Source organism: Isoptericola sp. NPDC019482 (assembly GCF_040632295.1).
GTDB lineage: Bacteria > Actinomycetota > Actinomycetes > Actinomycetales > Cellulomonadaceae > Isoptericola.
In genome coordinates this window covers 134,332-156,716 of sequence record NZ_JBEYBQ010000002.1, presented here as the reverse complement: position 1 = coordinate 156,716, position 22,385 = coordinate 134,332, and the positions used below count along the sequence as shown (strand labels likewise).

General features: G+C 72.9%; 22 protein-coding genes and 3 tRNA genes. 9 read left to right on the top strand and 16 right to left on the bottom strand.

Features of this window, described 5'->3' with window-relative positions; all coding sequences use genetic code 11:
- Positions 1-10: 10 nt before the first annotated feature.
- Positions 11-1,459: an MDR family MFS transporter gene (locus tag ABZ493_RS02685; RefSeq protein WP_430580635.1), complete on the bottom strand. Its 1,449-nt coding sequence runs from the start codon at positions 1,457-1,459 to the stop codon at positions 11-13.
- A 100-nt stretch (positions 1,460-1,559) separates the two neighbouring features.
- Here ABZ493_RS02685 and ABZ493_RS02680 point away from each other — a divergent pair, with 100 nt between their 5' ends.
- Together ABZ493_RS02680 and ABZ493_RS02675 are read left to right on the top strand one after the other, a co-directional pair.
- Positions 1,560-2,525 (top strand): nucleoside hydrolase, encoded by a 966-nt coding sequence (locus tag ABZ493_RS02680; protein WP_430580634.1) that lies wholly within the window; start codon positions 1,560-1,562, stop codon positions 2,523-2,525.
- 55 nt (positions 2,526-2,580) lie between these two features.
- The gene (locus ABZ493_RS02675) at positions 2,581-3,528 is read left to right on the top strand and encodes a ribokinase (RefSeq protein WP_430580633.1); all 948 of its coding nucleotides are present in this window, start codon (positions 2,581-2,583) and stop codon (positions 3,526-3,528) included.
- Positions 3,529-3,618: 90 nt separating this feature from the next.
- Here ABZ493_RS02675 and ABZ493_RS02670 read toward each other — a convergent pair.
- The 6 genes from ABZ493_RS02670 to ABZ493_RS02645 all read right to left on the bottom strand — a co-directional run bounded on the left by ABZ493_RS02670 (position 3,619) and on the right by ABZ493_RS02645 (position 5,925).
- Positions 3,619-3,691 (bottom strand) — tRNA-Asn (locus ABZ493_RS02670).
- Between the two features lie 52 nt (positions 3,692-3,743).
- Positions 3,744-4,256 (bottom strand): hypothetical protein, encoded by a 513-nt coding sequence (locus tag ABZ493_RS02665; RefSeq protein WP_430580632.1) that lies wholly within the window; start codon positions 4,254-4,256, stop codon positions 3,744-3,746.
- Between the two features lie 61 nt (positions 4,257-4,317).
- The gene (locus tag ABZ493_RS02660) at positions 4,318-4,731 is read right to left on the bottom strand and encodes a PLD nuclease N-terminal domain-containing protein (protein WP_430580631.1); all 414 of its coding nucleotides are present in this window, start codon (positions 4,729-4,731) and stop codon (positions 4,318-4,320) included.
- A 51-nt stretch (positions 4,732-4,782) separates the two neighbouring features.
- Entirely contained in the window at positions 4,783-5,244 is a 462-nt protein-coding gene (locus tag ABZ493_RS02655; protein WP_430580630.1) for an ATP-binding protein, read from the bottom strand.
- A gap of 102 nt (positions 5,245-5,346) precedes the next feature.
- On the bottom strand, positions 5,347-5,676 hold the full coding sequence (locus tag ABZ493_RS02650) for an STAS domain-containing protein (protein WP_430580629.1): 330 nt from the start codon (positions 5,674-5,676) through the stop codon (positions 5,347-5,349).
- A 175-nt stretch (positions 5,677-5,851) separates the two neighbouring features.
- A tRNA-Ile gene (locus ABZ493_RS02645) sits at positions 5,852-5,925 on the bottom strand.
- A gap of 69 nt (positions 5,926-5,994) precedes the next feature.
- On the opposite strand from ABZ493_RS02645, the gene ABZ493_RS02640 reads away from it, so the two are divergent.
- A complete protein-coding gene (locus tag ABZ493_RS02640) occupies positions 5,995-6,372 on the top strand; it encodes a DUF488 domain-containing protein (RefSeq protein WP_430580628.1) in 378 nt (125 codons plus the stop codon).
- On the opposite strand, the gene ABZ493_RS02635 is transcribed toward ABZ493_RS02640, so the two are convergent.
- The gene (locus tag ABZ493_RS02635; protein ID WP_430580627.1) at positions 6,336-7,517 is read right to left on the bottom strand and encodes an acyltransferase; all 1,182 of its coding nucleotides are present in this window, start codon (positions 7,515-7,517) and stop codon (positions 6,336-6,338) included. The two genes, ABZ493_RS02640 and ABZ493_RS02635, sit on opposite strands and share 37 nt — an antisense overlap.
- Before the next feature lie 81 nt (positions 7,518-7,598).
- Between ABZ493_RS02635 and def the strand changes: the two genes are divergently transcribed.
- The gene (gene def / locus ABZ493_RS02630) at positions 7,599-8,084 is read left to right on the top strand and encodes a peptide deformylase (RefSeq protein WP_430580626.1); all 486 of its coding nucleotides are present in this window, start codon (positions 7,599-7,601) and stop codon (positions 8,082-8,084) included.
- A 171-nt stretch (positions 8,085-8,255) separates the two neighbouring features.
- Entirely contained in the window at positions 8,256-8,756 is a 501-nt protein-coding gene (locus ABZ493_RS02625) for a DUF3145 domain-containing protein (protein ID WP_429732474.1), read from the top strand.
- A gap of 91 nt (positions 8,757-8,847) precedes the next feature.
- Here the strand turns inward: ABZ493_RS02625 and ABZ493_RS02620 are convergent, their stop codons facing one another.
- The 5 genes from ABZ493_RS02620 to ABZ493_RS02600 form a co-directional block, all read right to left on the bottom strand.
- Positions 8,848-10,101, bottom strand: a complete 1,254-nt coding sequence (locus ABZ493_RS02620) for a beta-ketoacyl-[acyl-carrier-protein] synthase family protein (RefSeq protein WP_430580625.1) — start codon at positions 10,099-10,101, stop codon at positions 8,848-8,850.
- A gap of 102 nt (positions 10,102-10,203) precedes the next feature.
- Positions 10,204-10,455, bottom strand: coding sequence for an acyl carrier protein (locus ABZ493_RS02615; protein ID WP_079574895.1), 252 nt, complete (start codon positions 10,453-10,455; stop codon positions 10,204-10,206).
- Between the two features lie 137 nt (positions 10,456-10,592).
- Positions 10,593-11,609, bottom strand: a complete 1,017-nt coding sequence (locus ABZ493_RS02610; protein ID WP_430580624.1) for a beta-ketoacyl-ACP synthase III — start codon at positions 11,607-11,609, stop codon at positions 10,593-10,595.
- The gene (locus ABZ493_RS02605; RefSeq protein WP_430580623.1) at positions 11,606-12,586 is read right to left on the bottom strand and encodes an ACP S-malonyltransferase; all 981 of its coding nucleotides are present in this window, start codon (positions 12,584-12,586) and stop codon (positions 11,606-11,608) included. Before ABZ493_RS02605 ends, ABZ493_RS02610 begins: the two co-directional genes overlap by 4 nt.
- A gap of 127 nt (positions 12,587-12,713) precedes the next feature.
- A complete protein-coding gene (locus ABZ493_RS02600; protein WP_430580622.1) occupies positions 12,714-13,952 on the bottom strand; it encodes a helix-turn-helix domain-containing protein in 1,239 nt (412 codons plus the stop codon).
- A gap of 100 nt (positions 13,953-14,052) precedes the next feature.
- Here ABZ493_RS02600 and ABZ493_RS02595 point away from each other — a divergent pair, with 100 nt between their 5' ends.
- Positions 14,053-14,727, top strand: coding sequence for a hypothetical protein (locus ABZ493_RS02595; RefSeq protein WP_430580621.1), 675 nt, complete (start codon positions 14,053-14,055; stop codon positions 14,725-14,727).
- A 99-nt stretch (positions 14,728-14,826) separates the two neighbouring features.
- Here the strand turns inward: ABZ493_RS02595 and aceE are convergent, their stop codons facing one another.
- The gene (gene aceE / locus ABZ493_RS02590; protein WP_430580620.1) at positions 14,827-17,574 is read right to left on the bottom strand and encodes a pyruvate dehydrogenase (acetyl-transferring), homodimeric type; all 2,748 of its coding nucleotides are present in this window, start codon (positions 17,572-17,574) and stop codon (positions 14,827-14,829) included.
- A 366-nt stretch (positions 17,575-17,940) separates the two neighbouring features.
- On the opposite strand from aceE, the gene ABZ493_RS02585 reads away from it, so the two are divergent.
- The 3 genes from ABZ493_RS02585 to ABZ493_RS02575 all read left to right on the top strand — a co-directional run bounded on the left by ABZ493_RS02585 (position 17,941) and on the right by ABZ493_RS02575 (position 19,021).
- A complete protein-coding gene (locus ABZ493_RS02585) occupies positions 17,941-18,384 on the top strand; it encodes a DUF3052 domain-containing protein (RefSeq protein ID WP_430580619.1) in 444 nt (147 codons plus the stop codon).
- Positions 18,385-18,399: 15 nt separating this feature from the next.
- On the top strand, positions 18,400-18,876 hold the full coding sequence (locus tag ABZ493_RS02580; protein WP_430580618.1) for a peroxiredoxin: 477 nt from the start codon (positions 18,400-18,402) through the stop codon (positions 18,874-18,876).
- 68 nt (positions 18,877-18,944) lie between these two features.
- Positions 18,945-19,021: transfer RNA gene (locus ABZ493_RS02575), tRNA-Val, on the top strand.
- Between the two features lie 660 nt (positions 19,022-19,681).
- Here ABZ493_RS02575 and ABZ493_RS02570 read toward each other — a convergent pair.
- A complete protein-coding gene (locus tag ABZ493_RS02570) occupies positions 19,682-21,085 on the bottom strand; it encodes an MATE family efflux transporter (protein ID WP_430580617.1) in 1,404 nt (467 codons plus the stop codon).
- Positions 21,086-21,089: 4 nt separating this feature from the next.
- The gene (locus ABZ493_RS02565; RefSeq protein ID WP_430580616.1) at positions 21,090-22,076 is read right to left on the bottom strand and encodes an aminoglycoside phosphotransferase family protein; all 987 of its coding nucleotides are present in this window, start codon (positions 22,074-22,076) and stop codon (positions 21,090-21,092) included.
- Positions 22,077-22,385 lie beyond the last annotated feature (309 nt).

The following is a 22,385-nucleotide window of genomic DNA, read 5'->3' as shown; positions in this document are numbered from 1 at the left end:
CTGATGAGGGTCAGGCCGTCGCCGCGGCGCGGGCGCGGCGCTCGCGTGCCTCCCGCAGGTCGGCCGGCATGAGCGTGGCGAGCACCACCAGCACCCCGGCCACGACCACCAGGAGCACGAAGACGAGGTGGATCGCGGACATCAGCCCCGGGCCCACCGGGGTGCCGTCCGGGCCCAGCGTGGTGCGCGCGTTGACGATCGCGCCGCACACGGCCACGCCCACGGCGGACCCGAGCGACCGCGCGAACATGTTGGTGCCGGTGACGGCGCCGCGCTCGGTGAACGACGCCTGCGACTGCGCGGCGATGAGCGTCGGCACCGCCGTGAGGCCCATGCCCGAGCCGATGACGAAGCACGCGGCGGCGACGCCCAGCACCGACGTCGAGGACCCGAGCAGCAGCGTGAGCGTCGTGCCCACCACGACGAGCGACGTGCCGATCATCGCCGTATACCGGAAGCCGATGCGCAGGTAGAGGCGTCCTGCGTTGGAGGCGGAGAGCGGCCAGCCGATGGTCATCGCTGCCAGCGCGAAGCCGGCGACGAGCGGGCCGGTGCCCAGCACGCCCTGGGCGTAGATCGGCACGTAGGTGGACAGGCTGAGCACGACGACGCCGACGAGCAGCGACACGGTCGTCGAGACGCCGACGACGCGGCGGCGCAGGATGGCGAGGTCCACGATCGGGTGCCTGGAACGGCGGGCCTGCACCGCGAAGGCGGCGAGCAGCAGCACGGCGACGGAGAAGACCACGACCGACGGCAGCGAGCCCCAGTCCCACCGCGTGCCGCCCTCGAGCAGCCCGAGCAGCAGCATCGTGCTGCCGCCGGCGAGCAGCGCGGCGCCGAGGTAGTCGATCGGCTCCCGTGCGCCCGTACGCGGGGCCTCGTGGTAGCGGCGCGCCAGCATCCAGGCGGCGAGCGCGCACAGCGGGATGTTGACCCAGAAGATCCAGCGCCAGCTCACGAACTGGGAGAACACGCCACCGAGCGTCGGCCCGACGACGGCGGAGATCGCCCACACGGACGCGAGGTAGCCCTGGGTCTTCGCCCGCTCCTCCAGCGTGTAGATGTCCGCGGCGATCGTCATCGACACCGGCATGACCGCCCCCGCGCCGAGCCCCTGCACCACGCGCCCGGCGATCAGCACGCCCATCGTCGGGGCCGCGCCGGCGAGCACCGACCCGGCGAAGAACAGCGCGACGCCGGCGAGCATCAGCCGCTTGCGGCCGAGCACGTCCGCCAGCCGCCCGAACACCGGTGTGCTCACGGCCTGGGCCAGCAGGTACGTGGAGAACAGCCACGGCAGCTGGTCGAACCCGCCCAGCTCTCGCGCGATGGTCGCCGACGCGGTGGCGATGATCGTGGCGTCGAGCGCGACGAGCGCCGTCGAGAGCATCAGGGACAGCAGGATGGGGCCGCGCTCGGAGCGCAGGCCGACAGAGACATGACCGGTCGTGGGCACGTGAGGCACAAGCCCGCAGGCCGTGGCGGGTATTCCCGGTGCCGGCCGGTCGGCTGCGAGAGACTGGGGTCCGCAACCCCACGACCACGAAGGACGCCACGTGACCCTGCCCGGCCCCTCCGCCCCGCTGTACCTCGACTGCGACACCGGCGTCGACGACTCCCTCGCCCTCGCCTACCTGCTGGCCGCGCCGGAGGTCGACCTGGTCGGCGTCGGCAGCGTCAGCGGCAACATCGACGCGCGGCAGGGCGCCGTCAACTCGCTCGACCTCCTGGCGCTCGCGGGACGGGACGACGTCCCGGTCGCCGTAGGGGCGCACGACCCGCTGGTGGGCAGCTACGACGGGGGCGCGCCGTCCGTCCACGGCCGCAACGGCGTGGGCGACGTCGCGCTGCCGCCGTCCGGGCGGGAGGTCACGGCGGAGTCGGCCGTCGAGCTGCTGCTCCGGCTGTCGCACGAGCACGCGGGGCTGCTGCGCGTCGTCGCGGTGGGGCCGCTCACCAACCTCGCCCTCGCGCTCCGCGCGGATCCCACGCTGCCGGAGCGGGTCCTCGACGTGACGGTCATGGGCGGGGCCGCCCTGCACCCGGGCAACGTGACTCCGGCCGCCGAGGCGAACATCGCGAAGGATCCGGAGGCGGCGGCCGAGGTGCTCGCCGTCGACTGGGACGTGACGCTCGTGCCCCTCGACGTCACGATGGCCCACGTGTTCGAGGAGGCCGACCGCAAGGCCCTGCTCGAGGCGGGCACGGCGCTGGCCCCGTGGCTCGGGGAGGTGCTGGACCTGTACTTCGGCTTCCACGTGCCGACCTTCGGCCGGCGATGCTCGGCCCTGCACGACCCGCTCGCGGCGGCCATCGCGGTCGGTGGCGTGACCCCGACCGTGGCGCCGCGGGTGCCCGTCGTCGTCGACGCCACCGACGGCCCGGGCCGCGGCCAGACGGTGTGCGACCTGCGCGGCCTGTACGCCGGGTACCCCGACGTGCCCGGCGCGCGCACCCGGGTCGTCCTCGCCACCGACGCGCCGCTCGCCCCGCACCTGGTCGAGCGCCTGCTCACCCTCTGACCCGCCGTCGACCGACGACGCCCGCCCGATCGACGCCCGAGAGCCCGGAGAGACCATGCCCGTGACGCCGTCCCCGTCCGTCCCCGTCCCACCCTCGTCGTCCGTGGTGGTCGTGGGCTCCGCCAACGCCGACCTGCTGGCGCGCACCACTGTGCACCCGGCGCCGGGGGAGACCGTGCTGGGCCGCGACCTGCAGGTGCTGCCCGGCGGGAAGGGCGCCAACCAGGCGGTGGCGGCCGCACGCCTGGGGGCTCGCGTGGCGTTCGTGGGCGCGGTGGGTGACGACGAGTTCGCCGAGGCCGCCACGTCGGGGCTGCGGGAGGCGGGCGTCGAGCTCGACCGGCTGGCGGTCGTGCCGGGGGGCACGGGCGTCGCGGTGGTGACCGTCGCGGCCGACGGGGAGAACTCGATCGTCGTCGTCCCCGGCGCGAACGGCACGGTCGGTGCCGCGGCCGTGGGTCGGCACGCCGACCTGCTGGGCGCCGCCGCGGTGGTGGTGCTCCAGGGCGAGATCCCGCGCGACGGCGTCGAGGCCGCCGCGCGGCTGGCCGGTGGGCGGGTCGTGGTGAACCTGGCGCCGGTGATCGAGGTCGAACCCGCGGTGCTGCGCCGGGCCGACCCTCTGGTGGTCAACGAGCACGAGGCGCACGGCGCGCTGGAGCTCCTGGACGGTGGCGGTGCCGGCGGCCTCGCGGACGAGGACGTCGTCGCGCGGCTCCGCGCCGCCGGCGTGCCGTCCGTCGTGCTGACCCGAGGTGCGCGGGGCGCCCTGGTGGCCGGCGGCGAGGCCGACCCCGGAGGCGTCGCGGTGCACGCGCCGCGCGTGGACGCCGTCGACACGACCGGGGCGGGCGACGCGTTCGTCGGCGCGCTGGCGGCCGAGCTCGCACGGGGGAGCGGACTGGTCGACGCCGCTCGACTCGCCGTCCGCGTCGGCGCGTTCGCCGTGCGCGGCTCGGGCGCGCAGCCGTCGTACCCGTGGGCGGGCGACGACCTGCCCTGATCCGGCGACCGGCCGGGCCCGCGATGACGTCGCGGCCGAGTACGACGAAGGCCCCTGTCCTGCGTTGCAGGTCAGGGGCCTTTCTCGATGCTCCCGCGGTTGGACTTGAACCAACGACCGTCCGATTAACAGTCGGATGCTCTGCCAGCTGAGCTACGCGGGATCGTGTGGTCGTCCGGCTTGCGGCCTTCGAACCGGGAAGAACAATACCAGGCTCACACGGGTAGTCCGGACGCCCCCCGGACCCTGGACTCCGTGGCGTCCACCACTCGGGCGACTCGCGGGTCGTCGAGGTCGATGCCGGGCCCCGCGACGGCCTGGGAGAAGAACCGGCCGTCCGCGGTGCGCCGGACCGCGACCTTGACGTCGCCTCCCGGCACCGTGACAGTCTCGGCCAGCACGACCGACCACTGCACCCGCTCGCGCAGGGCCTGGGGGAACGACGTGCGCTCCGCGTCGACGAGCCGCAGCACCGTGTCCGGGGCGGCGTCCACCCACTCGATGGCCAGCTCGGCCCGCTCGGGGTCGAACACGCCGCGGTCGACGTCGCACCACGGGCGCCGCGTCGTGACGTCCTCGGTGCCGGGGCCGACGACGACCAGGTCGGCCGTCGTCGCGACGGCCCAGCGGTCGTCGGCGAGCTCCGCGGACGCGAGGATCCGCTCGCCGCGCGCCAGCGGGAGTGCGCGGCGGACGTCGTCGGGCAGCGGGGAGCGGCGGAACCACATGGCGCCACCGTAGCGACCGTGCGCGGGGTGCGGGGCGCGCCCGGCCGGCAAGCCTGGTGGGTCAGCTCGCGGCGCCCTGCCCCTCGTCCTTCACCGACGGGGGCTGGTGCTGCGTGGCCTGCTCGCGCTCGCGCTTGAGACGTGCCTGCTCCATGAGCCAGCGCATCTCGGGGTCGTCGTCGGGATCGGCGGACGGTGCGTCGTCCGACTCCCACGTGCGCCGGCGCCCCGGGTACTGCGCCGGCGGCACGGGGCCGGCGGGGTAGCCGGTCCGCGGCGCGGGCCGCCGGTTGGCGCGGGCGCGCCGGCTCACGACGATCCACGCGATCGACCCGGCGAACGGGAGCAGCAGGATGATGAGGATCCAGAAGCCCTTCTGGATGCCGCCGCCGTCCTCCTCGTCGGACTGGACGACGTCCACGAGGGCGTAGACGACGAGCGCGAGGTAGGCCAGCATCGGCAGCACGCGGAGCATGGCCCGGAGCGTAGCGGTCCCAGCGCTCCTCGTCACCGGTCGCGGTGCAGGTCAGCCCTCCTGTGACACGGGGAAGGTCGCCCAGACGTGCTTGGCGGCGTCCGAGGTGTACCAGCCCACCTCGGCCGAGAGTCGCTCGGCGATGAGGAGCCCCAGCCCGCCGTGACCGGGAGGGCGGTCGCCGTCGACGGTGGGCACCCCGGCCACGTCGTGGTCCAGGACGTCGAGGAGCCAGGAGCGCTCGTTCCTCAGCAAGCGCACGACCGTGGGCGGAAGCCCGTGCAGCAGCGCGTTGGTCGCCAGCTCCGAGGCGATCAGCACGATCTTCTCGGCCGTGTCGTGCATCTCGGTGCCGGCCCCGTCCCCGGAGCCGACGACGGCTGTCAAGGAGGAGCGCAGGCGGCTGAGCTGGTCGTAGTCGGCGAGGATCCACTCCGCGACCGGCGTGAAGCCGGGCTCGGGCGGCGCCATCGGCACGCGCGACACGACGAACGGGGTGGCGGCGTCGTCCAAGATTTCTCCTCCGGTGCAGCGCGGGGCCGGATGGCCTCGGGGTGGATGGCGTGCCGCCGAGGCGGCGCCGCCGGGTGGTGCAGGGCCGGTGGGACCGACCGATCAGGCGTCGCCGCCGTGCGGCGCAGGGCCGTCCGGCTCGGCGAACCGGACGGCGTGCTCGAGCCCGGTGAGAGCGACGATCTCCCGCACCGCTGTGGGCGCTCCGACGAGCAGTGGCCCGTGCTCGGCGCTGCCGCCGAGGAGCAGGAGCCGCAGGCCGGAGGAGTCGAGGAACGTGACGCGGCGGAGGTCGATGGTCTTGGGGCGCCCGTCCAGGGACGACTTCAGCTCGTCACCGACGCGCTGCGCGACCGCGACGTCGATCTCACCCCACAGGACCCAGGTGTCGCCATGGTCTTCGACGGTGGCCCCGCCGGAACTGTGATCCACGCTTCCATCCTTGTCGATCGGTCGTCGATGTCGTCGTCCCTGGTCGTGCACCCGAGGTCGAGACACTACGGGCGTTCGGTGACCGTCGCACCGGAGGACGACGGGGGTCGTCGAGCCCGCCCACCGCTGGTTCGGGCCCACGCCGCCGGGCGGCCGGACCCGTCGGCGGGCGAAGTGCCCCGTGCAGGACTTGAACCCGCGACCGAGAGATTATGAGTCTCCTGCTCTGACCAGCTGAGCTAACGGGGCGCGCGGCGAGCATACCGGCGCGGACGCCCCGGGCGTGCGGCGGGCCGCGCGTCGCGCTGTCATGGGTGCGTGACCATCACCGTCAAGCGCGTGTACGACGACCCGTCCCCGGACGACGGTGCACGGGTGCTCGTCGACCGGCTCTGGCCGCGGGGTATCTCGAAGGAGCGCGCCCACCTCGACCGGTGGTGCAAGGAGGTCGCGCCGTCGTCGGACCTGCGGCACTGGTTCCACCACGACCCGGAGCGGTTCGAGGAGTTCGAGCGGCGCTACCGGGCGGAGCTCGCGGACAACCCGGAGGTGGCGGGCCTGGCGGAGCTGGGCGCGGGGGACCGGCACCTGACGCTGCTCTACTCGGCGCGGGACACGGAGCACAACCAGGCGCGGGTGCTGCGCGACGTGCTGGACGCCTACCTGGAGGACGCGCCGTCCGGCTCGGGCACCTGAGCCGCGCGCACGTCCCGCTTCCCCCGGCGGAGGGCGCGGCCGGCCAGCTCCAGGTCGCGTGCGACGGCGCGGCGCAGCCGCGGCCCGAAGGGTCGCTCGACGAACCGGTGCACGAGGTACGCGACGGCGAGCATGGCGACCGTGACGAGCGCGAACGTGACCCCCGCGGGCAGGTAGGGGCTGGTCTCGCCGATCATCCACTGCCCCCACGAGGAGTGGAGCAGGTACAGCGGGTAGGTCAGGGCGCCCACCAGCGTGAGCCACCGCCACGACAGCCGGTCGAGGCGTGTGAGCGCGACGGCGGCGACGAGCGCGAAGCACACGAGGATGGCGACCCAGTAGCTCTGCGGCCCCACGGTGACGTCCGTGCTGGTGGCGATCCGCAGCGACTGGCTGCGCCCCGACATCATGCAGGAGAGGGCGACGTTGAGGGCCAGGACGAGCCACAGCACCGGGGACCGACGGTCCCTGGTGAGCAGGAAGAGCACCATGCCGCCGGCGAAGAGCGGGGCGTCGGTGCCGACCAGCACCGTGGCGCCCAGGGTGCTGCCGGACTGGACGGCGACGGCGGCCGCGACCGGCCAGATCGCGGCGAACGCGACGAGCCGGTTGCGCGTCATCCCGAGGGCCAGGAGCACCCCGACGAGCACGTAGAAGCGCAGCTCGGCCCACAGGGTCCAGTACACGGACTCGATGTCCTGGACGCCGAAGGCCCGTTGGACCATCGTGAGATTGGCCGCGGTCTCGGAGATCCCGACGTCCTTGTGCCCCGGCGCGACGACGACGAGCAGCAGGACGACGGCGGCCACGGACAGCCAGTACGCGGGGAACAGGCGGCCGACGCGGGAGGCGGTGAACGCCCGCACGTCCCGGCCCCAGGCCGACATGAGGATGACGAAGCCGCTGATCACGAAGAACAGCTGGACCCCGAAGGAGCCGAACGCGGCGACGGGCTGGAGGTTCGGGAACGAGTCCTCCGTGCGGGCGCCCCAGGCGGAGTGGTTCACGGCCACGTAGTGGTAGGCGAGCACCGCCATCGCCGCCAGGAAGCGCAGCCCGTCGAGGGCCGCGAGTCGCGGTCGTCCCGCGGCCGGGGAGGCGACCCGGCCCGGGTCGAGGGCAGGGGTCGTCGTTGACTCGGTCATCTGTCGAAGCATCGCCGAGCACGTTATCAAACCGTGATAATCGGCGCTCCCAGCACCTCACGACGTGGGAGAATGCGGGCCATGGCGATGCGAGAGATCCGGGTGCTGCCCGACCCTGTGCTGCGCACACCCTGCGACGAGATCACCACGGTGGACGACCGTGTCCGCTCCCTCGTGGAGGACCTCGTGGAGACCGTCGACGCCGACGGCAGGGCCGGGCTCGCGGCCAACCAGATCGGCGTCAACCTGCGGGCGTTCTCCTGGAACGTCGACGACGAGATCGGCTACGTCCTCAACCCGCGGATCGTCGACCTCTCGGAGGAGACCCAGGACGGTGACGAGGGCTGCCTGTCGGTGCCGGGACTCTGGTACCCGACGACCCGTGCGTGGTACGCCCGCGTCGTCGGCACGGACCTCGACGGCGACGAGGTGGTGGTCGAGGGCACCGGCCTCATGGCGCGCTGCCTGCAGCACGAGTGCGACCACCTCGACGGCAAGCTGTACCTGGACCGCCTCGAGCGCAGCGTGCGCAAGAAGGCCATGCGGGAGCTGCGCGAGCGCCTCTGAGTTCCTCAAGAGGTGCTCAAGAGGACGCATCAAGTGTGCGTTTCCTCTCGCACCGCGGCCCGCCATCGGGCAGGATGTGTCAAGACGACACACCGTCGGAGCTCGCCGACCAGCAGGCCTACCGGTTCGAGGACGTAGGGGAAGACGGACCTCGGAACCAGGGAGGACAACATGGCTGGTGCGATCACCCGCGGTGTGCTGTTCGTGCACTCGGCGCCCCGTGCGCTCTGCCCTCACCTCGAGTGGGCGGCGGGCAACGTGCTGGGGGGACGCGTGTCGCTGGACTGGACTGCCCAGCCGGCGGGGCGCGGACTTTACCGTGCCGAGTACTCGTGGCAGGGCGCCCAGGGGACGGGTGCCCGGCTGGCCTCTGCCCTGCGGGGCTGGGACCACCTGCGCTACGAGGTGACGGAGGAGGCCAGCCACGGCGCCGACGGCGCGCGCTGGTCCCACACCCCCGACCTCGGCATCTTCCACGCCATGACGGACGTGCACGGCAACGTCGTCGTGCCCGAGGACCGGGTCCGTGCCGCGATGGAGTCCGCGCACGACGGACGCGGCGTGCGCGAGGCCCTCGACCTGGCCCTCGGCACCGCCTGGGACGACGAGCTGGAGCCCTTCCGCTACGCCGGGGCGGGCGCGCCCGTGCGCTGGCTGCACCGCGTGGGCTGAGGTTCGCGGACCGAGCCCGCCACCGCACGCACGACGCCCCGCCACCTCGCAGGAGGTGGCGGGGCGCCGTCGTGCCCGGGTCCGGACGCGGTCAGGCGCTCGTCACCGTGAGGGCGACGTTGTGGCCGCCGAAGCCGAACGAGTTGTTCAGCGCCACGATGTCCCCGTCGGGCAGCTTCTCCGGGGTGTCGCGCACGAGCGGCACCTGGAGCTCCGGGTCGGGGTTCGCCACGTTGATCGTGGGCGGGGCGAGGCGCTCGTGCACCGCCTTGACGGTGAAGAGCGTCTCGAGCGCGCCGGCGCCGCCCAGCAGGTGGCCGGTCATGGACTTGGTGGCCGAGAGGCGCACGTGGTCGGCCTCGCCGCCCATGAGGGTGCGGATCGACGCGGTCTCGGTGAGGTCGCCGACCTTGGTGGACGTGGCGTGCGCGTTGACGTGCACCACGTCGCGGGAGGTGACGCCGGCGTCCTCGAGGGAGCGGCGCATGGCCGAGACCTGCCCGGTGCCCTCGGGGTCGGGGGAGGTGATGTGGAAGGCGTCGGCGGAGAGGCCGACGCCGGCGATCTTGGCGTAGACGCGGGCGCCGCGGGCGGCCGCGTGCTCGGCGCTCTCCAGCACCACGATGGCGGCGCCCTCGCCGATGACGAAGCCGTCGCGGTCGATGTCGTACGGGCGCGAGGCGCCCTGCGGGTCGTCGTTGCGCAGCGAGAGCGTGCGGGATGCGGCGAAGGCCGCGATCGGCATCGGGTGGATCGTCGCCTCGGTGCCGCCGCACACGACGACGTCGGCGCGGCCGGCGCGGATCATGTCGACGCCGTAGCCGATCGCCTCGGCGCCCGACGCGCAGGCGGACACGAGGGCGTGGGCCCCGGCCTTCGCGCCGAACTCGAGCGACACGTAGGCCGCCGGGGAGTTCGGCATGAGCATCGGGACGGTCATCGGGAGCATGCGGCGGGCGCCGCGCTCCTGGAGCGTGTCCCAGCCGTCCAGCGTGGTCCAGATGCCGCCGATGCCGGAGGAGACCACGGCGCCGAGGCGCTCGCCGTCGACCTCGGGGGCGCCGGCGTCCTGCCAGGCCTCGCGGGCCGCGACCATCGCGTACTGCGTGGACGGGTCCATGCGCTTGGTCTCGGGCCGGGAGAGGACCTGGTCGGGGGTGACCTTGAGGGTGGCGGCGAACGTGACGGGGATCTCGTACTTCTCCGCCCAGTCGTTGTCGAGGGTGCGCGCGCCCGACTCTCCCGCGAGGGCGGCGGCCCAGGTGCTGGGGGCGTCGCCACCGAGCGGGGTGGTGGCGCCGAGGCCGGTGACGACGACGTCGCGCGAGGCGGGTGCGGCAGTCATGGGTGGTCACTCCTGAGGTGAGAGCGGGAACGGCTGGTTCAGGTTGCCGGGCGGGCCGGGGTCACCGGCCCGCCCGCGCGGCGGGGCGATCGCCCCGCGACGTCACGCGGCCTGCGCACCCTCGATGTACGAGACGGCGTCGCCGACCGTGGTGAGGTTCTTGACCTCGTCGTCGGGGATGCGGACGCCGAACTTGTCCTCGGCGTGGGTCACGATCGTCATCATCGACAGCGAGTCGATGTCGAGGTCGTCCGTGAACGACTTCTCCGACACGACCGCGTCCGTGGGCAGACCGGTCTCCTCGGCGACGATCTCGGCGAGGCCCTCGAGGATCTCCTGGGAGGTGTAAGCCATGGGGTGCGTCTCTCCTTGAAACGGGGTACCGGCCGTCCGGCACCGTGGGGTGTTGCGGTGCGATTGTCCCGCACCGCGGGGGTCGCTCACGACCCCGGGCGACCGAACGCCGTCGATCGTCGGGGTCGCACCAGAGGCTAGGGCAGCACCACGACCTGGGCCGCGTAGACGAGCCCCGCTCCGAAGCCGATCTGGAGGGCCAGGTCGCCGGAACGTGCCTGCCCCTCGGCCAGCAGCCGCTCGGTCGCGAGCGGGATCGAGGCGGCCGACGTGTTGCCGGTGTCGGCGATGTCCCGCGCGACGACGACGCCGTCCGGCAGCCGGAGCTGCTTGACGAGCTGGTCGATGATGCGCATGTTCGCCTGGTGCGGCACGAAGACCTGGACGTCCTCGGGCTCGACGCCCGCCTCCGCCATCGCCTTCGCCGCGATCGGGGCCATCTGGAAGCTGGCCCACTTGAACACGGTCGGGCCGTCCTGGCGCAGCGTGGGCCAGCCGGCCGTCGGCTCCGCGCGCAGGTCCGACCAGCCCCGCGTCTGCGTGATGGCCTGCGACTTCGCGCCGTCCGAGCCCCAGACCGTCGGGCCGATGCCCGGGGTGTCCGACGGCCCGACGACGGCCGCGCCCGCGCCGTCGCCCAGCAGGAACGAGATGGAGCGGTCCGTCGGGTCGACGAAGTCGGACATCTTCTCGGCGCCGATCACCAGCACGTGCCGGGCTGCGCCCGACCGCACGAGGGCGTCCGCCTGTCCGATGCCGTAGGCGTACCCGGCGCAGGCGGCCGAGACGTCGTAGGCGGCGGCCGGGGTGGCGCCGAGGCGCTCCGCGAGGACGGCGGCGCCCGCCGGGGTCTGGTGGAAGTACGTCACCGTGGACAGGATCACCACGTCCACGTCGGCGCCGGTGAGGCCGGCGGCGTCGAGCGCCTTGCGGGCCGCCGCCTCGGCCAGGTCGAGCACGTCGACGTCCGCGGTGGCGTACCGGCGCGTGACGATGCCCGTGCGCTGGCGGATCCACTCGTCGGACGAGTCGATCGGGCCCGCGACGTCGTCGTTCGTCACGACACGCTCGCCCCGCTCGCCGGCGATCGCGAGGATGCGCGAGAAGCGGACCGGCTCGGCCTGGCGGAGCGCACGGCGCTCCGTCGTCGTCACGCGGACGCCTCCGCGCCACCCGCGACCGAGTGGCGGGCGATGAGGTCGCGCGCCGCCTCGACGTCGTCGGGCGACTTCACGGCGACCGACTCGACGCCCTTGAGCGCGCGCTTGGCGAGACCCGTGAGAACCCCGCCCGGGGCGAGCTCGAGGATGCCGGTGACGCCGCGGTCGGCGAGCGTCGCCTGGCAGAGGTCCCAGCGCACCGGCGCGGTGACCTGCGCGGCGAGGCGCGCGAGGACGTCCGTGGCGGTGCCGTGCCCGTGCGAGCCGGCGGCGAGCGTGTCATAGGTGGCGCCGTCGGCGTCCGACAGCAGCGGCAGGCGCGGGTCGGTCGCGAGCCAGCCGGTCGCGACCTGCTCGAAGGCGACGCGGGCCGACTCCATGAACGGGGTGTGGAACGCGCCCGCGACCTGCAGCGGGATGACGCGTGCGCGGGTCGGCGGGTCGGCGGCCAGCGCGGTGAGGCGCTCCGGGTCGCCGGCGGCCACCACCTGGCCGCCGCCGTTGACGTTCGCGGGGAACAGCCCGGCGGCCTCGATCGCGGCCAGGACCTCCTCGGGGTCGCCCCCGACGACGGCGCTCATGCCGGACGGCGCCGCCGCGGCGGCCTCCGCCATCGCGCGGGCGCGGTGCGAGACCAGGCCGACCGCGCCGGCGTCATCGAGCGCACCCGCGACGGCCGCGGCGCTGAGCTCGCCGACGGAGTGGCCCGCGGTGACGTCCACGACCTCGGTCGTGGGACGCCCGTCGAGGATGGCGCGCAGGGCGAGCAGCGACGACGAGACGATCAGCGGCTGGGCCACGGCGGTGTCGCGGATCGTGTCCGCGTCCGACGTCGTCCCGTGCTGGGCGAGGTCGGTCCCGGCCGCGGCCGAGAAGGTGTCGAGCAGGTCGGCGGTGCCGGGCAGCTCCAGCCAGGGGCTGAGCATCCCGGGGGTCTGAGAGCCCTGTCCAGGGCAGACGACGGCGAGCACCTGCCCACGGTGTCACCCCGCGCCCGAGGTGCGTCGTCGCGACGCGCACGAACCTCGCGGAAAGCGATTGTGGGAATCCTCCAAGGCGGCGGGGCGGCGGGCCGCCTTGCCGCCGTGCGCGCGGCGCTCAGGCGGCGCCCGGGTCCCCCTCGAGCTGGCCGAGGGCCAGGGCGATCTGCAGGACGAACGACTCGCGGGCGTCGAGCGGGTCCCAGCCGGTGATCTCCGAGACCTTGCGCAGCCGGTAGCGCACCGTGTTCGGGTGCACGTAGAGGCGGCGCGCGGCGGCCTCGAGCGAGCGGCCCGTGCCGAGGTACGCCGACAGGGTCTCGAGCACCGAGCCGGACGCCTCCTGCAGGGGGCGGTACGCCTGCGCCACGAGCGTGCGGCGCGCGGTGACGTCGCCGGTCAGCACGCGCTCCGGCAGGATCTCGTCGGCCAGGACGGGGCGCGGCGCCTGCGGCCAGGCGGGGGCGGCGGCCAGCCCGGCGAGGGCCGCGGCCGCGGAGGCCGCGGCGTCCGAGACGTCGGGCACCACGCCGCCGATCACCACGGGCCCGGGGCCGAAGCGGTCCAGCAGCGACGTGGCCGCGGCGGCCAGGTCGCCCTCGCCGCCCAGGACCAGCACCAGCCGGTCGCCGTGGATCCCGACCAGGGCGTCGCCCGCGGCGCGGCGGGCGAGGCGCCGCAGCTCGGCCGTGCGGACGTCGTCGAGCCGCGTCGTCGCCTCGCCGACGACGACGAGGGCCTGACCCCGGCCGCTCCAGCCGAGCGCGGACACGCGGGAGCGGAGCGAGTCGTCGCCGTCGCCGCGCACCAGCGCGTCCACCACCAGTGCCTCGAGGCGGGCGTCCCAGGCGCCGCGGACCTCGGCGGCGCGGGCGTACACCTCGGCCGCCGAGAAGGCGATCTCGCGGGAGTACCGGAGCACGGCTTCCCGCAGGTCGCGCTCGTAGCCGGGGGCCGCGATCTCGTCCGAGTGCTGCTCCACGACGTCGACCATGAGGCGGACGAGCTGCAGCGTGTGCTGCAGGGAGATGGAGCGCGTCAGCTCCGGCGGCGCGGCGGCGAACATCTCGCCCACGCCGTGCGGGGTGGGCGTGGGCTCGGCGAACCAGCTCACGAACGCGTTGATGCCGGACTGCGCGACCAGCGCCACGTAGGAGCGGTCCTCCGCGGGAAGCTGGCGGTACCAGTGCACCTCCTCCTCGAGGCGGCGCATCGCGGTCGAGGTGAGCAGCCCCATGCCCTCGCGCACGCGCTGCACGTTCTCACCCCGGGAGACGTGGGCGTCGTCCGCCGCGGTGGCGCCCTGGGGCCCGGCGGTGCCGTCGGTCGCGGGGGTCGTGGTGCGGCTGCTCGTCATGGGTCGAGGATACGGGCGCGGTTGTGGGGAGTGCACAAAGGCCCCGCAGTGCCCGCGCGAGTCGCGGCCGTCGCGGGGCGCATTGGATAGTGTCGGTCCCATGGCCCTCATGCCCCGGCTGCGGCAGCTGCTGCGCCGCCCGTTCTCCGCCTCCACCGTGGCGGCGCGCCGGCCCTCGCCGTCGCAGGAGCACGAGGACACGCTGCCCGAGGACGCCCTGCGGGCCATCCTCACCGACGACCCGAACGACGCGGCCGCCTTCCGTGCCCTCGCCGAGATCGTCCGCCGGCGCGCGGCCGAGTCGCCGAACCCCGAGGACCCGCTCACGGCCCCGGCCGACGAGGCCGCGCAGCAGCGCGCCGCCGACCTGGCCGTCTGGTCGCTCGCGGAGGAGCTTGCCGGGCACCCCCGCGGGTGGCGCCCGCTGCTCGAGCTCGGGCGGCTGTCCGTCGCCGACGACCCGGAGGGTGCGGCCCGCCGCCTCGCCACCGCGGCCGAGCGTGACCCGGGCGGCGAGGCGCTGGCCGAGGGCCTGGCGATCCTGCGCGACGCCGGCATGCCGACCGAGGCGCTGGGGCTCGGCATCGGGCACTGGCGGGCCCGCGAGCACACCCCCGAGGTGGGGCGGCAGCTCGTGCTCGCCGCCCTCGAGGCGGGCCGCGTCGCGGAGGCGCGCCAGCACCTGGAGTCGCTCGCGCTGCACCCCGGCACCGAGGAGCTGAGGGCGGAGCTGGGCCGCGTCGTCGCCGCCCGGGAGCAGACGTCGCCGAGATAGAGAACCGAGACCCGCGAGATAGAGAGGGGGCGGGCCGCAACCAGGTTGCGGCCCGCCCCCTCTCTATCTCGCGGGTCTCGGTTCTCTATCTCGCGGAGATCAGCTGTCGCCGCCGGCGACGCCGGACGTGCCGGCGTTGACGTCGCGCAGGCGGTACTTCTCGACCGCCTTGGCGACGACGTCGGCCGGGACCTCGCCGCGGCGGGCGAGCTGCTGCAGCGTCTTCACGACCATCGACGGGCCGTCGATGAGGAAGTAGCGCCGCGCGGCCGCGCGGGTGTCGGAGAAGCCGAAGCCGTCCGCACCGAGCACCGCGTAGTCGCCGGGAACCCAGGCGCGGATCTGGTCCGGCACCAGGTGGTCGTAGTCGCTCGTGGCGACGAACGGGCCCTGGGCGCCCGACAGCTTCTGCGTCACGTACGGGGTACGCGGCTCGGCGGCCGGGTCGACCAGGGCGTCCTTCTCCGCGGCGAGCGCGTCGCGACGCAGCTCGTTCCAGGAGGTCACCGACCACACGTCGGCCGACACGCCCCAGTCCTCCGCGAGGAGCTGCTGCGCCTCGAGCGCCCACGGCACGCCCACGCCGGAGGCGAGGAGCTGCGCCTTGGGGCCCTCGACGTCGGACGTCGCGATCCGGTGGATGCCGCGGAGGATGCCGTCGACGTCCACGTCCTCCGGCTCCGCCGGCTGGATCATCGGCTCGTTGTACACCGTGAGGTAGTACATGACGTTCTGGTCGCGGCCGTCGGACCCGTCGCCGTACATGCGGTCGATGCCGTCGCGCACGATGTGGCGGATCTCGTACCCGTAGGCCGGGTCGTACTGCACCATCGCCGTGTTGGTACCGGCGATGAGCGGCGAGTGGCCGTCGGCGTGCTGCAGGCCCTCACCCGTCAGGGTGGTCCGGCCTGCCGTGGCGCCGATGATGAAGCCGCGGGCGAGCTGGTCGCCGGCCGCCCAGAACTGGTCGCCGGTGCGCTGGAAGCCGAACATCGAGTAGAAGATGTAGACCGGCACCATGGCCTCGCCGTGCGTCGCGTACGACGTGCCGACGGACTGGAAGGCGGCGGCGGAGCCGGCCTCGTTGATGCCGGTGTGCATGATCTGCCCGGACTCGGACTCCTTGTAGCTCAGCATGAGCTCGCGGTCCACGGCGAGGTAGTTCTGCCCCTGCGTGTTGAAGATCTTGGCGCTGGGGAAGATCGCGTCCAGACCGAACGTGCGGGCCTCGTCGGGGATGATCGGCACGACGCGCTTGCCGAACTCCTTGTCCTTGATGAGGTCCTTGAGTAGGCGGACGAACGCCATCGTGCTGGCGACGTGCTGCGTGCCGGAGCCCTTCTTGAGGATCTCGTAGGTCTTCGGCTCCGGCAGCGTCAGCGGCTTCGGCGTCGAGCGGCGCTCGGGCAGGAAGCCGCCCAGGTGCCGGCGGCGCTCCAGCATGTACTGGATCGCCTCGTCGTCCATGCCCGGGTGGTAGTACGGGGGCAGGTACGGGTCGGCGTCGAGCTGCTCGTCCGTCAGCGGGATGTGCAGGTTGTCGCGCAGCGCCTTGAGGTCGGCGTTCTTGACCTTCTTCATCTGGTGCGTGGCGTTGCGGCCCGCGAAGCTCGAGCCGAGGGCGTAGCCCTTGACCGTCTGCGCGAGGATCACCGTCGGCTGGCCCGTGTGGGCGCGCGCCGCGGAGTACGCCGCGTAGATCTTGCGGTAGTCGTGACCACCGCGCTTCATGTTCCAGATGTCGTCGTCGGTCATGTTCTCGACGAGCGCCTTGGTCCGCGGGTCGCGGCCGAAGAAGTGCTCGCGGATGAACGCGCCGGACTCCGCGCGGTACGTCTGGTAGTCGCCGTCGGGCGTGGCGTTCATGAGGTTGACCAGGGCGCGGTCCTTGTCCGCGTTGAGCAGGGCGTCCCACTCGCGGCCCCAGACGACCTTGATGACGTTCCAGCCGGCGCCCTTGAACTGGGCCTCCAGCTCCTGCATGATCTTGCCGTTTCCGCGGACCGGCCCGTCGAGGCGCTGCAGGTTGCAGTTCACGACGAACGTCAGGTTGTCGAGCTGCTGGTGGGCCGCCTGCTGCAGCATGCCGCGCGACTCGGGCTCGTCCATCTCGCCGTCGCCCAGGAACGCCCAGACGTCCTGCTGGCTCGTGTCCTTGATGCCGCGGTTGTGCAGGTACTTGTTGGTCCAGGCCTGGTAGATCGCCGACGCCGGGCCGAGGCCCATCGAGACCGTCGGGAACTCCCAGAAGTCCGGAAGCATGCGCGGGTGCGGGTACGAGGGCAGGCCGCCGCCGGCGTGCGACTTCTCCTGGCGGAAGCCGTCGAGCGTCTCCGCCGACATGCGGCCCTCGAGGAAGCTGCGGGCGTACTGGCCGGGGGAGGAGTGCCCCTGGAAGTACACCTGGTCGCCGCCACCGGGGTGGTCCTTGCCGCGGAAGAAGTGGTTGAGGCCCACCTCGTACAGCGTCGCCACCGACGCGTAGGAGGAGATGTGGCCGCCCACCGAGATCTCGGGGCGCTGGGCGCGCGTCACCATGACGGCGGCGTTCCAGCGGATCCACGAGCGGTAGCGCCGCTCCATCGCCTCGTCGCCCGGGAAGTACGGCTCGTCGTGCACGGCGATCGTGTTGACGTACGGCGTCGCCACGGTCGCGGGGATGTGCACGTTGCGCTCCCGCGCGCGACGCAGCAGGTTGAGCATGACGTAGCGGGCCCGCGGGCCGCCCTTGTCGTCGATCAGGCCGTCGAACGACTCGACCCACTCGCCGGTCTCGGCGGGGTCGATGTCCGGGACGGCGCTGAGCAGGCCGTTGATCAACGGTCCGGTCTCGTCGTACGAAGCCACCAGCAACCTCTCTCTTCTTCGGACGGGCAGCACGTGGTCGCCGCCGCGGTCCGTGTCAGGCATCCCGTCGTGGCGGCACCGCGACGCGTGGTCGCGACGGTGCGGACCACGAACGGGTGGTCATCACTCATTGTGTCCCCAGACGGCCCGGGGGAACACCATCGGGCGGTCAAGGATCCGTGATCTACGTCATGCCGGACCCGCGGATGTTGCCGAGATCACTCCCCGAGCCGGGTGATATCCAGGTGATACCCCGGGTACTGGCAAACGGTCGGGCGAAGGGGGTTGCCGGGCGCCGCCGCGTCCGGTGGACTACGTTGGCGCACACGAGAGAAGACCGCCCGCGCGCGGTCCGCGCAGCTCGGCATGACGTCAGACGGAGAGGAACGAAGGTCCAAAGTGGGTAAGCAGGCGGAATCCCCGGCAGCACGCTTCGGGTTCACCACCGGCCAGGTGGTGCAGGAGTTCGGGTGGGGAGACGACGTCGACGACGCGCTGCGGGCCGATATCGAGGCCCTCGTCGGCGGCGAGCTCGTCGACGAGGACTACGACGACGTGACCGACGGCGTCATCGCGTGGTGGCGGGACGACGACGGCGACCTCACGGACCTCCTCGTCGACGTCCTGACGGTGCTCGACGACGGCGGCCTCATCTGGCTGCTGACGCCGAAGCCCGGGCGTGACGGCCATGTCGGCCACGACGAGATCCAGGAGGCCGCGACCACCGCGGGCCTCCACGCCACCAGCACGTTCGCCGTCGCGTCCGACTGGTCGGCCACCAAGCTGGCCAACCGCGGCCGCGGGCGCTGACCGGGCGACCGGCCGGTGACGACCCCCGCCCCTGAGGCGCGGTGGCGCGCGGGCGACCCCGCGCCCGACTTCACGCTGCCCGACACGCACGGCACCCCCGTGCACCTCGCCGACCTGCGCGGCGAGCCGGTGCTGCTGGTGTTCTTCCCGTTCGCGTTCTCGGGGATCTGCACCGGCGAGCTGTGCGAGCTGCGCGACAACATCGAGGACTTCGAGGCGGCCGGGGTGCGGGTGCTCGGAGTCTCCACCGACCCGGTGTTCACGCTCAAGGCCTGGCACGAGCAGGAGGGCTTCGGCTTCGATCTGCTCAGCGACTTCTGGCCGCACGGCGCCGTCGCGGACTCGTACGGCGTGTTCGACCCGACCAGCGGCCACGCGCTGCGCGGCACGTTCCTCGTCGACGCCGACGGGATCGTGCGGTGGTCGGTCGTCAATCCGCGGGGCCAGCGGCGCGACCTCGAGGCGTACCGCGAGGCGCTCGCCGAGATCTGACTCGGAGCAGGGGCGCGCAGGTGTCCGGCGGGGCGCCCCTCGCCGGGTATTCTTTGCTGCGCTGCCCAGGGCCTGTAGCTCAGCTGGTCAGAGCGCCACGCTTACACCGTGGATGTCGGGGGTTCGAGTCCCTCCGGGCCCACCACCCCCGTTTTTCGTGCGCTGACCTGCAGCTTTGCTCCTGCCGTCCGTGGGCACGGATGGACACCAGAACCCCCGAATGGCCGTTCATTCCCCGCCACACCCCCGCGGGGGAATGGTGGAGCGCCCCCACCTCCCTCGCGAAAGGCCGGCTCAAGAAGGAGCTGCGAGCGCGTGCCCGGAAGGCGAACCGGGCGACCGACGGCTCGGGGGAGGCCGCGCGCAGACCTACAAGTTCCTGTCGGCAGTGTTCAAGGCGGCGATCGCCCGCGGACTCATCGACGCCTCGCCGGCACGCGTGGTCGCCGGCGGCCGCCACAAGAGGCAGCGCCAGCCGGTGCTGCTCAGTGCGGCGGAGGTTCAGGCCACGCTCAAGCGCTGCCCGAACACCTGCGGGCGCTGGCCGACCTCCTGAGGTGGACGGGGCTGCGGATCGGCGAGGCCCGCGCGCTGCGACGTCGTGACGTGGACCTTCGGGACCTGGCGTCGGCGTCCGTCAGCGTGGCGCAGAACGTCTCGCAGGGCGGCAAGGGCATCAACGCCGTTGTCGGGCGGGTGAAGACGGACGCGGGCTACCGGACGGCGGCGATCCCGGAACAGTTGGCGCAACGCGCCAACGGCGCCGTAGTCGCGCCGGACCAGAGTCGACCGATTTTCAGGGACGTCAGAATCGGGTCTTGGAGGTTTCGAAACTGGTGGTGGCGGACGTGGCGGCCTGCCGAGAGGCGAGGTAGAGGACGACGAGGGAGACGAGCGCGGCGAGGAGCTCGCCTCCTGCGAGGGCCACCCAGGTACCGGTCGGGCCGAGGCCCCCCAGGGTGAGGACGAGGGGGATCTTGATCGCGAGCAGGGTGCCGATCGAGATGAGGTACGAGGGTCGAGCTTGGCCCAGGGCCTGGAAGTAGGCGGACACGAGTGGGGTGACTCCGGCGACGGCGAGGCCGATGGCGATGATGCGCATGGCGTCGGTCGCGGTGGCGACGACGTCGGGCTCGTCGACGAAGAGCCGTACCAGTGGCTCGGCTGCAAGGGCGATGATGCCCGCGGCGGCGACGCCGTAGACGAGCGTGGCGCGCAGGGCGAGGATGCGGGCGCGGTTGACGCGATCGGTGAGCCGCGCCCCGGCGTTGTATCCGACGACCGGTTGCAGACCCTGGCTGATTCCGGTCTGGGGCATGGTGACGAAGGTCTGGATGCGCGCGCAGATCGCGTACGCGGCGAGGGCGACGGCTCCGCCCGCGGCCGCGCCGGCGGTGACGGTATCGTCCCGGGAGAGGGAGAGATTGACCAGCACGGTCAGCACGGTGGTGCCGGCGCCGGCGAGGAACGATGGCGCGCCGATTCCCAGGACTGCGCCGATGGTCGGCCCGTGCGGGCGGAGGGCCGCCCACCCGATCCGGTAGGGGCGGCGCCGCTGGATGAAGAAGAACCAGATGCTCATCCCGGCTGAGACGGCTTGCCCGCCGACGGTGCCGAGGGCTGCGCCGCGCACGCCCATGTCGAACCCGAAGATCAGCAGCGGGTCGAGGGTGACCTGGACCAGCACGGGCACGAGCCACAGCAGGGTGGAAAAGAACATGCGGCCCTCGGCGCGTACGAGCGCGGAGAAGCCGGTGGAGACGATGGAGCCAGCAAGAATGATCACGGCGTAGTCGCGGGCGTACTGCAGGGTGGCGCCGGTGGCGCCGAGGGCGGTGAGCAGTGGTCCGAGGAACGTCAGGCCGGCCACGGTGGTCAGGATGGCTGCTACCCAGAACACGACGAAGGCGTTGCCGGCAGCGCGAGCAGCGCGCGCGGGGTCGCCCGCCCCGAGGCTGCGCGAGACCAGGGACGCACCACCGACGCCGACGGTGGTCGAGACCGCACCGAGCCCGAGGAGGATCGGCGCGACGAGGTTGACGGAGGCCATCGCCGTCGGCCCGACGCCGCGGGCGACGAACCACGCGTTGGTCAGCGCATAGATCCCGTACACCCCGACCGACAGGGTGGTCTGTGAGCAGGTGTGCCACAGCAGCCGCCCGATGGGGCGGCTGCCGAGCTGGTGAGGCGAGAGGGTGGGCCGAGACACGGGTCTACTTCACGCGGCCGAGCAGCCCCATGGCGACGTCGAGCTGCTCGCACGCCCAGCGGTACTGCTCGGGGGTCTGTCCGCGGTAGGTGGTCTCCACGAGCATCGTGACGGCGAGCCACAGCGTGTACAGGTGGCGCCTGGTGCGCTGGGAGGCCGTCAGGTCGCCGAGGCCGAAGCCACGCATGAACGGTGCGGGGTCGGGGAACACCGTCAGGTCCAGGCCCGTCAGGCCGGCCTCCATGAGCGGGTCGCCGAACATGGCGCGCTCGTGGTCGATGACGGCCACGATCTGCCCGTCGCGGATCATGGAGTTCTTCGCCCACAGGTCGACCTCGATGAACCGGGGCTCGGTGACGTCGTCGAGCACGGCGGCGCGCGCAGCCCAGGCCTCGCGGACGTCGTCGTACTTCCACCCGAGGTCGACGGCCGCCTTCTCGCCGTCGGTCAGGACGTCCTCGAACCACGTGGTCGCAGCCTCGCGCCAGGTCGCGAAGCCTTCACCTTCGAGCGGGCCGAAGTGCGGTCCGACGATCTCGGTCAGGCGACGGTTGACCGCACCCAGGGCCTCGAAACCCACCTCGACCTCCTCGAGGGAGAGCTCGCCGGCCTCGGCCGCGATACCGAAGCACGGGGCGTCGACGTACTCCATGAAGAAGTAGTCGGCATCGATCAGCTCGCCCGTCTGATCGACGTAGTCCAGGCGGGGGGTCGGCACGTCGGACTCGCGCCGCACGAGCTCGATCGCGGCGAGCTCGTTGCGCATCATCCCGTGCTCGCGCGCCATCAGCGCGATGTCTGCGGGAGGCGCGATCTTCAGCACCACCTCGGCGCCGTCCCGCAGCCGGATCCGGTACAGGGCGTTGAAGAACCCGTACGACAACTCTGTCGCGAAGCCGTCACCGTCAGGCACCTGCTGGGAGCCGTAGGCGCGCTCGATCATCGCCCGCAGGGTCGTCGTCGACTGGCGGTTCTTGGTGATGCTCTCCACGCGGCTCTCTCCTTGAGTGGGGGCCCGAGCCCCAGGTCCGTCCACGGGTGGGATCGCTCCCACCTGCCGTTGCGTACCGACGTACGCAACACGGGAAGAGTAGCCCCACACCCGAGCAATGGCTACCACTTGGTAGGCAATGCCTCGAATCGTTGCGTACGAGCGTACACATGACTCGTGCAGACCTCGGCCCCGCGGCGACTGCAGGTCGGCCTTGATCCCCGGGTATCGCGGAATCAGGTTGGCGAAGAGGCCCCTGTTCGCTCCCGGTGCATCGCTTCTCCGATGTCCGGGCTCCAGCTCTCGACC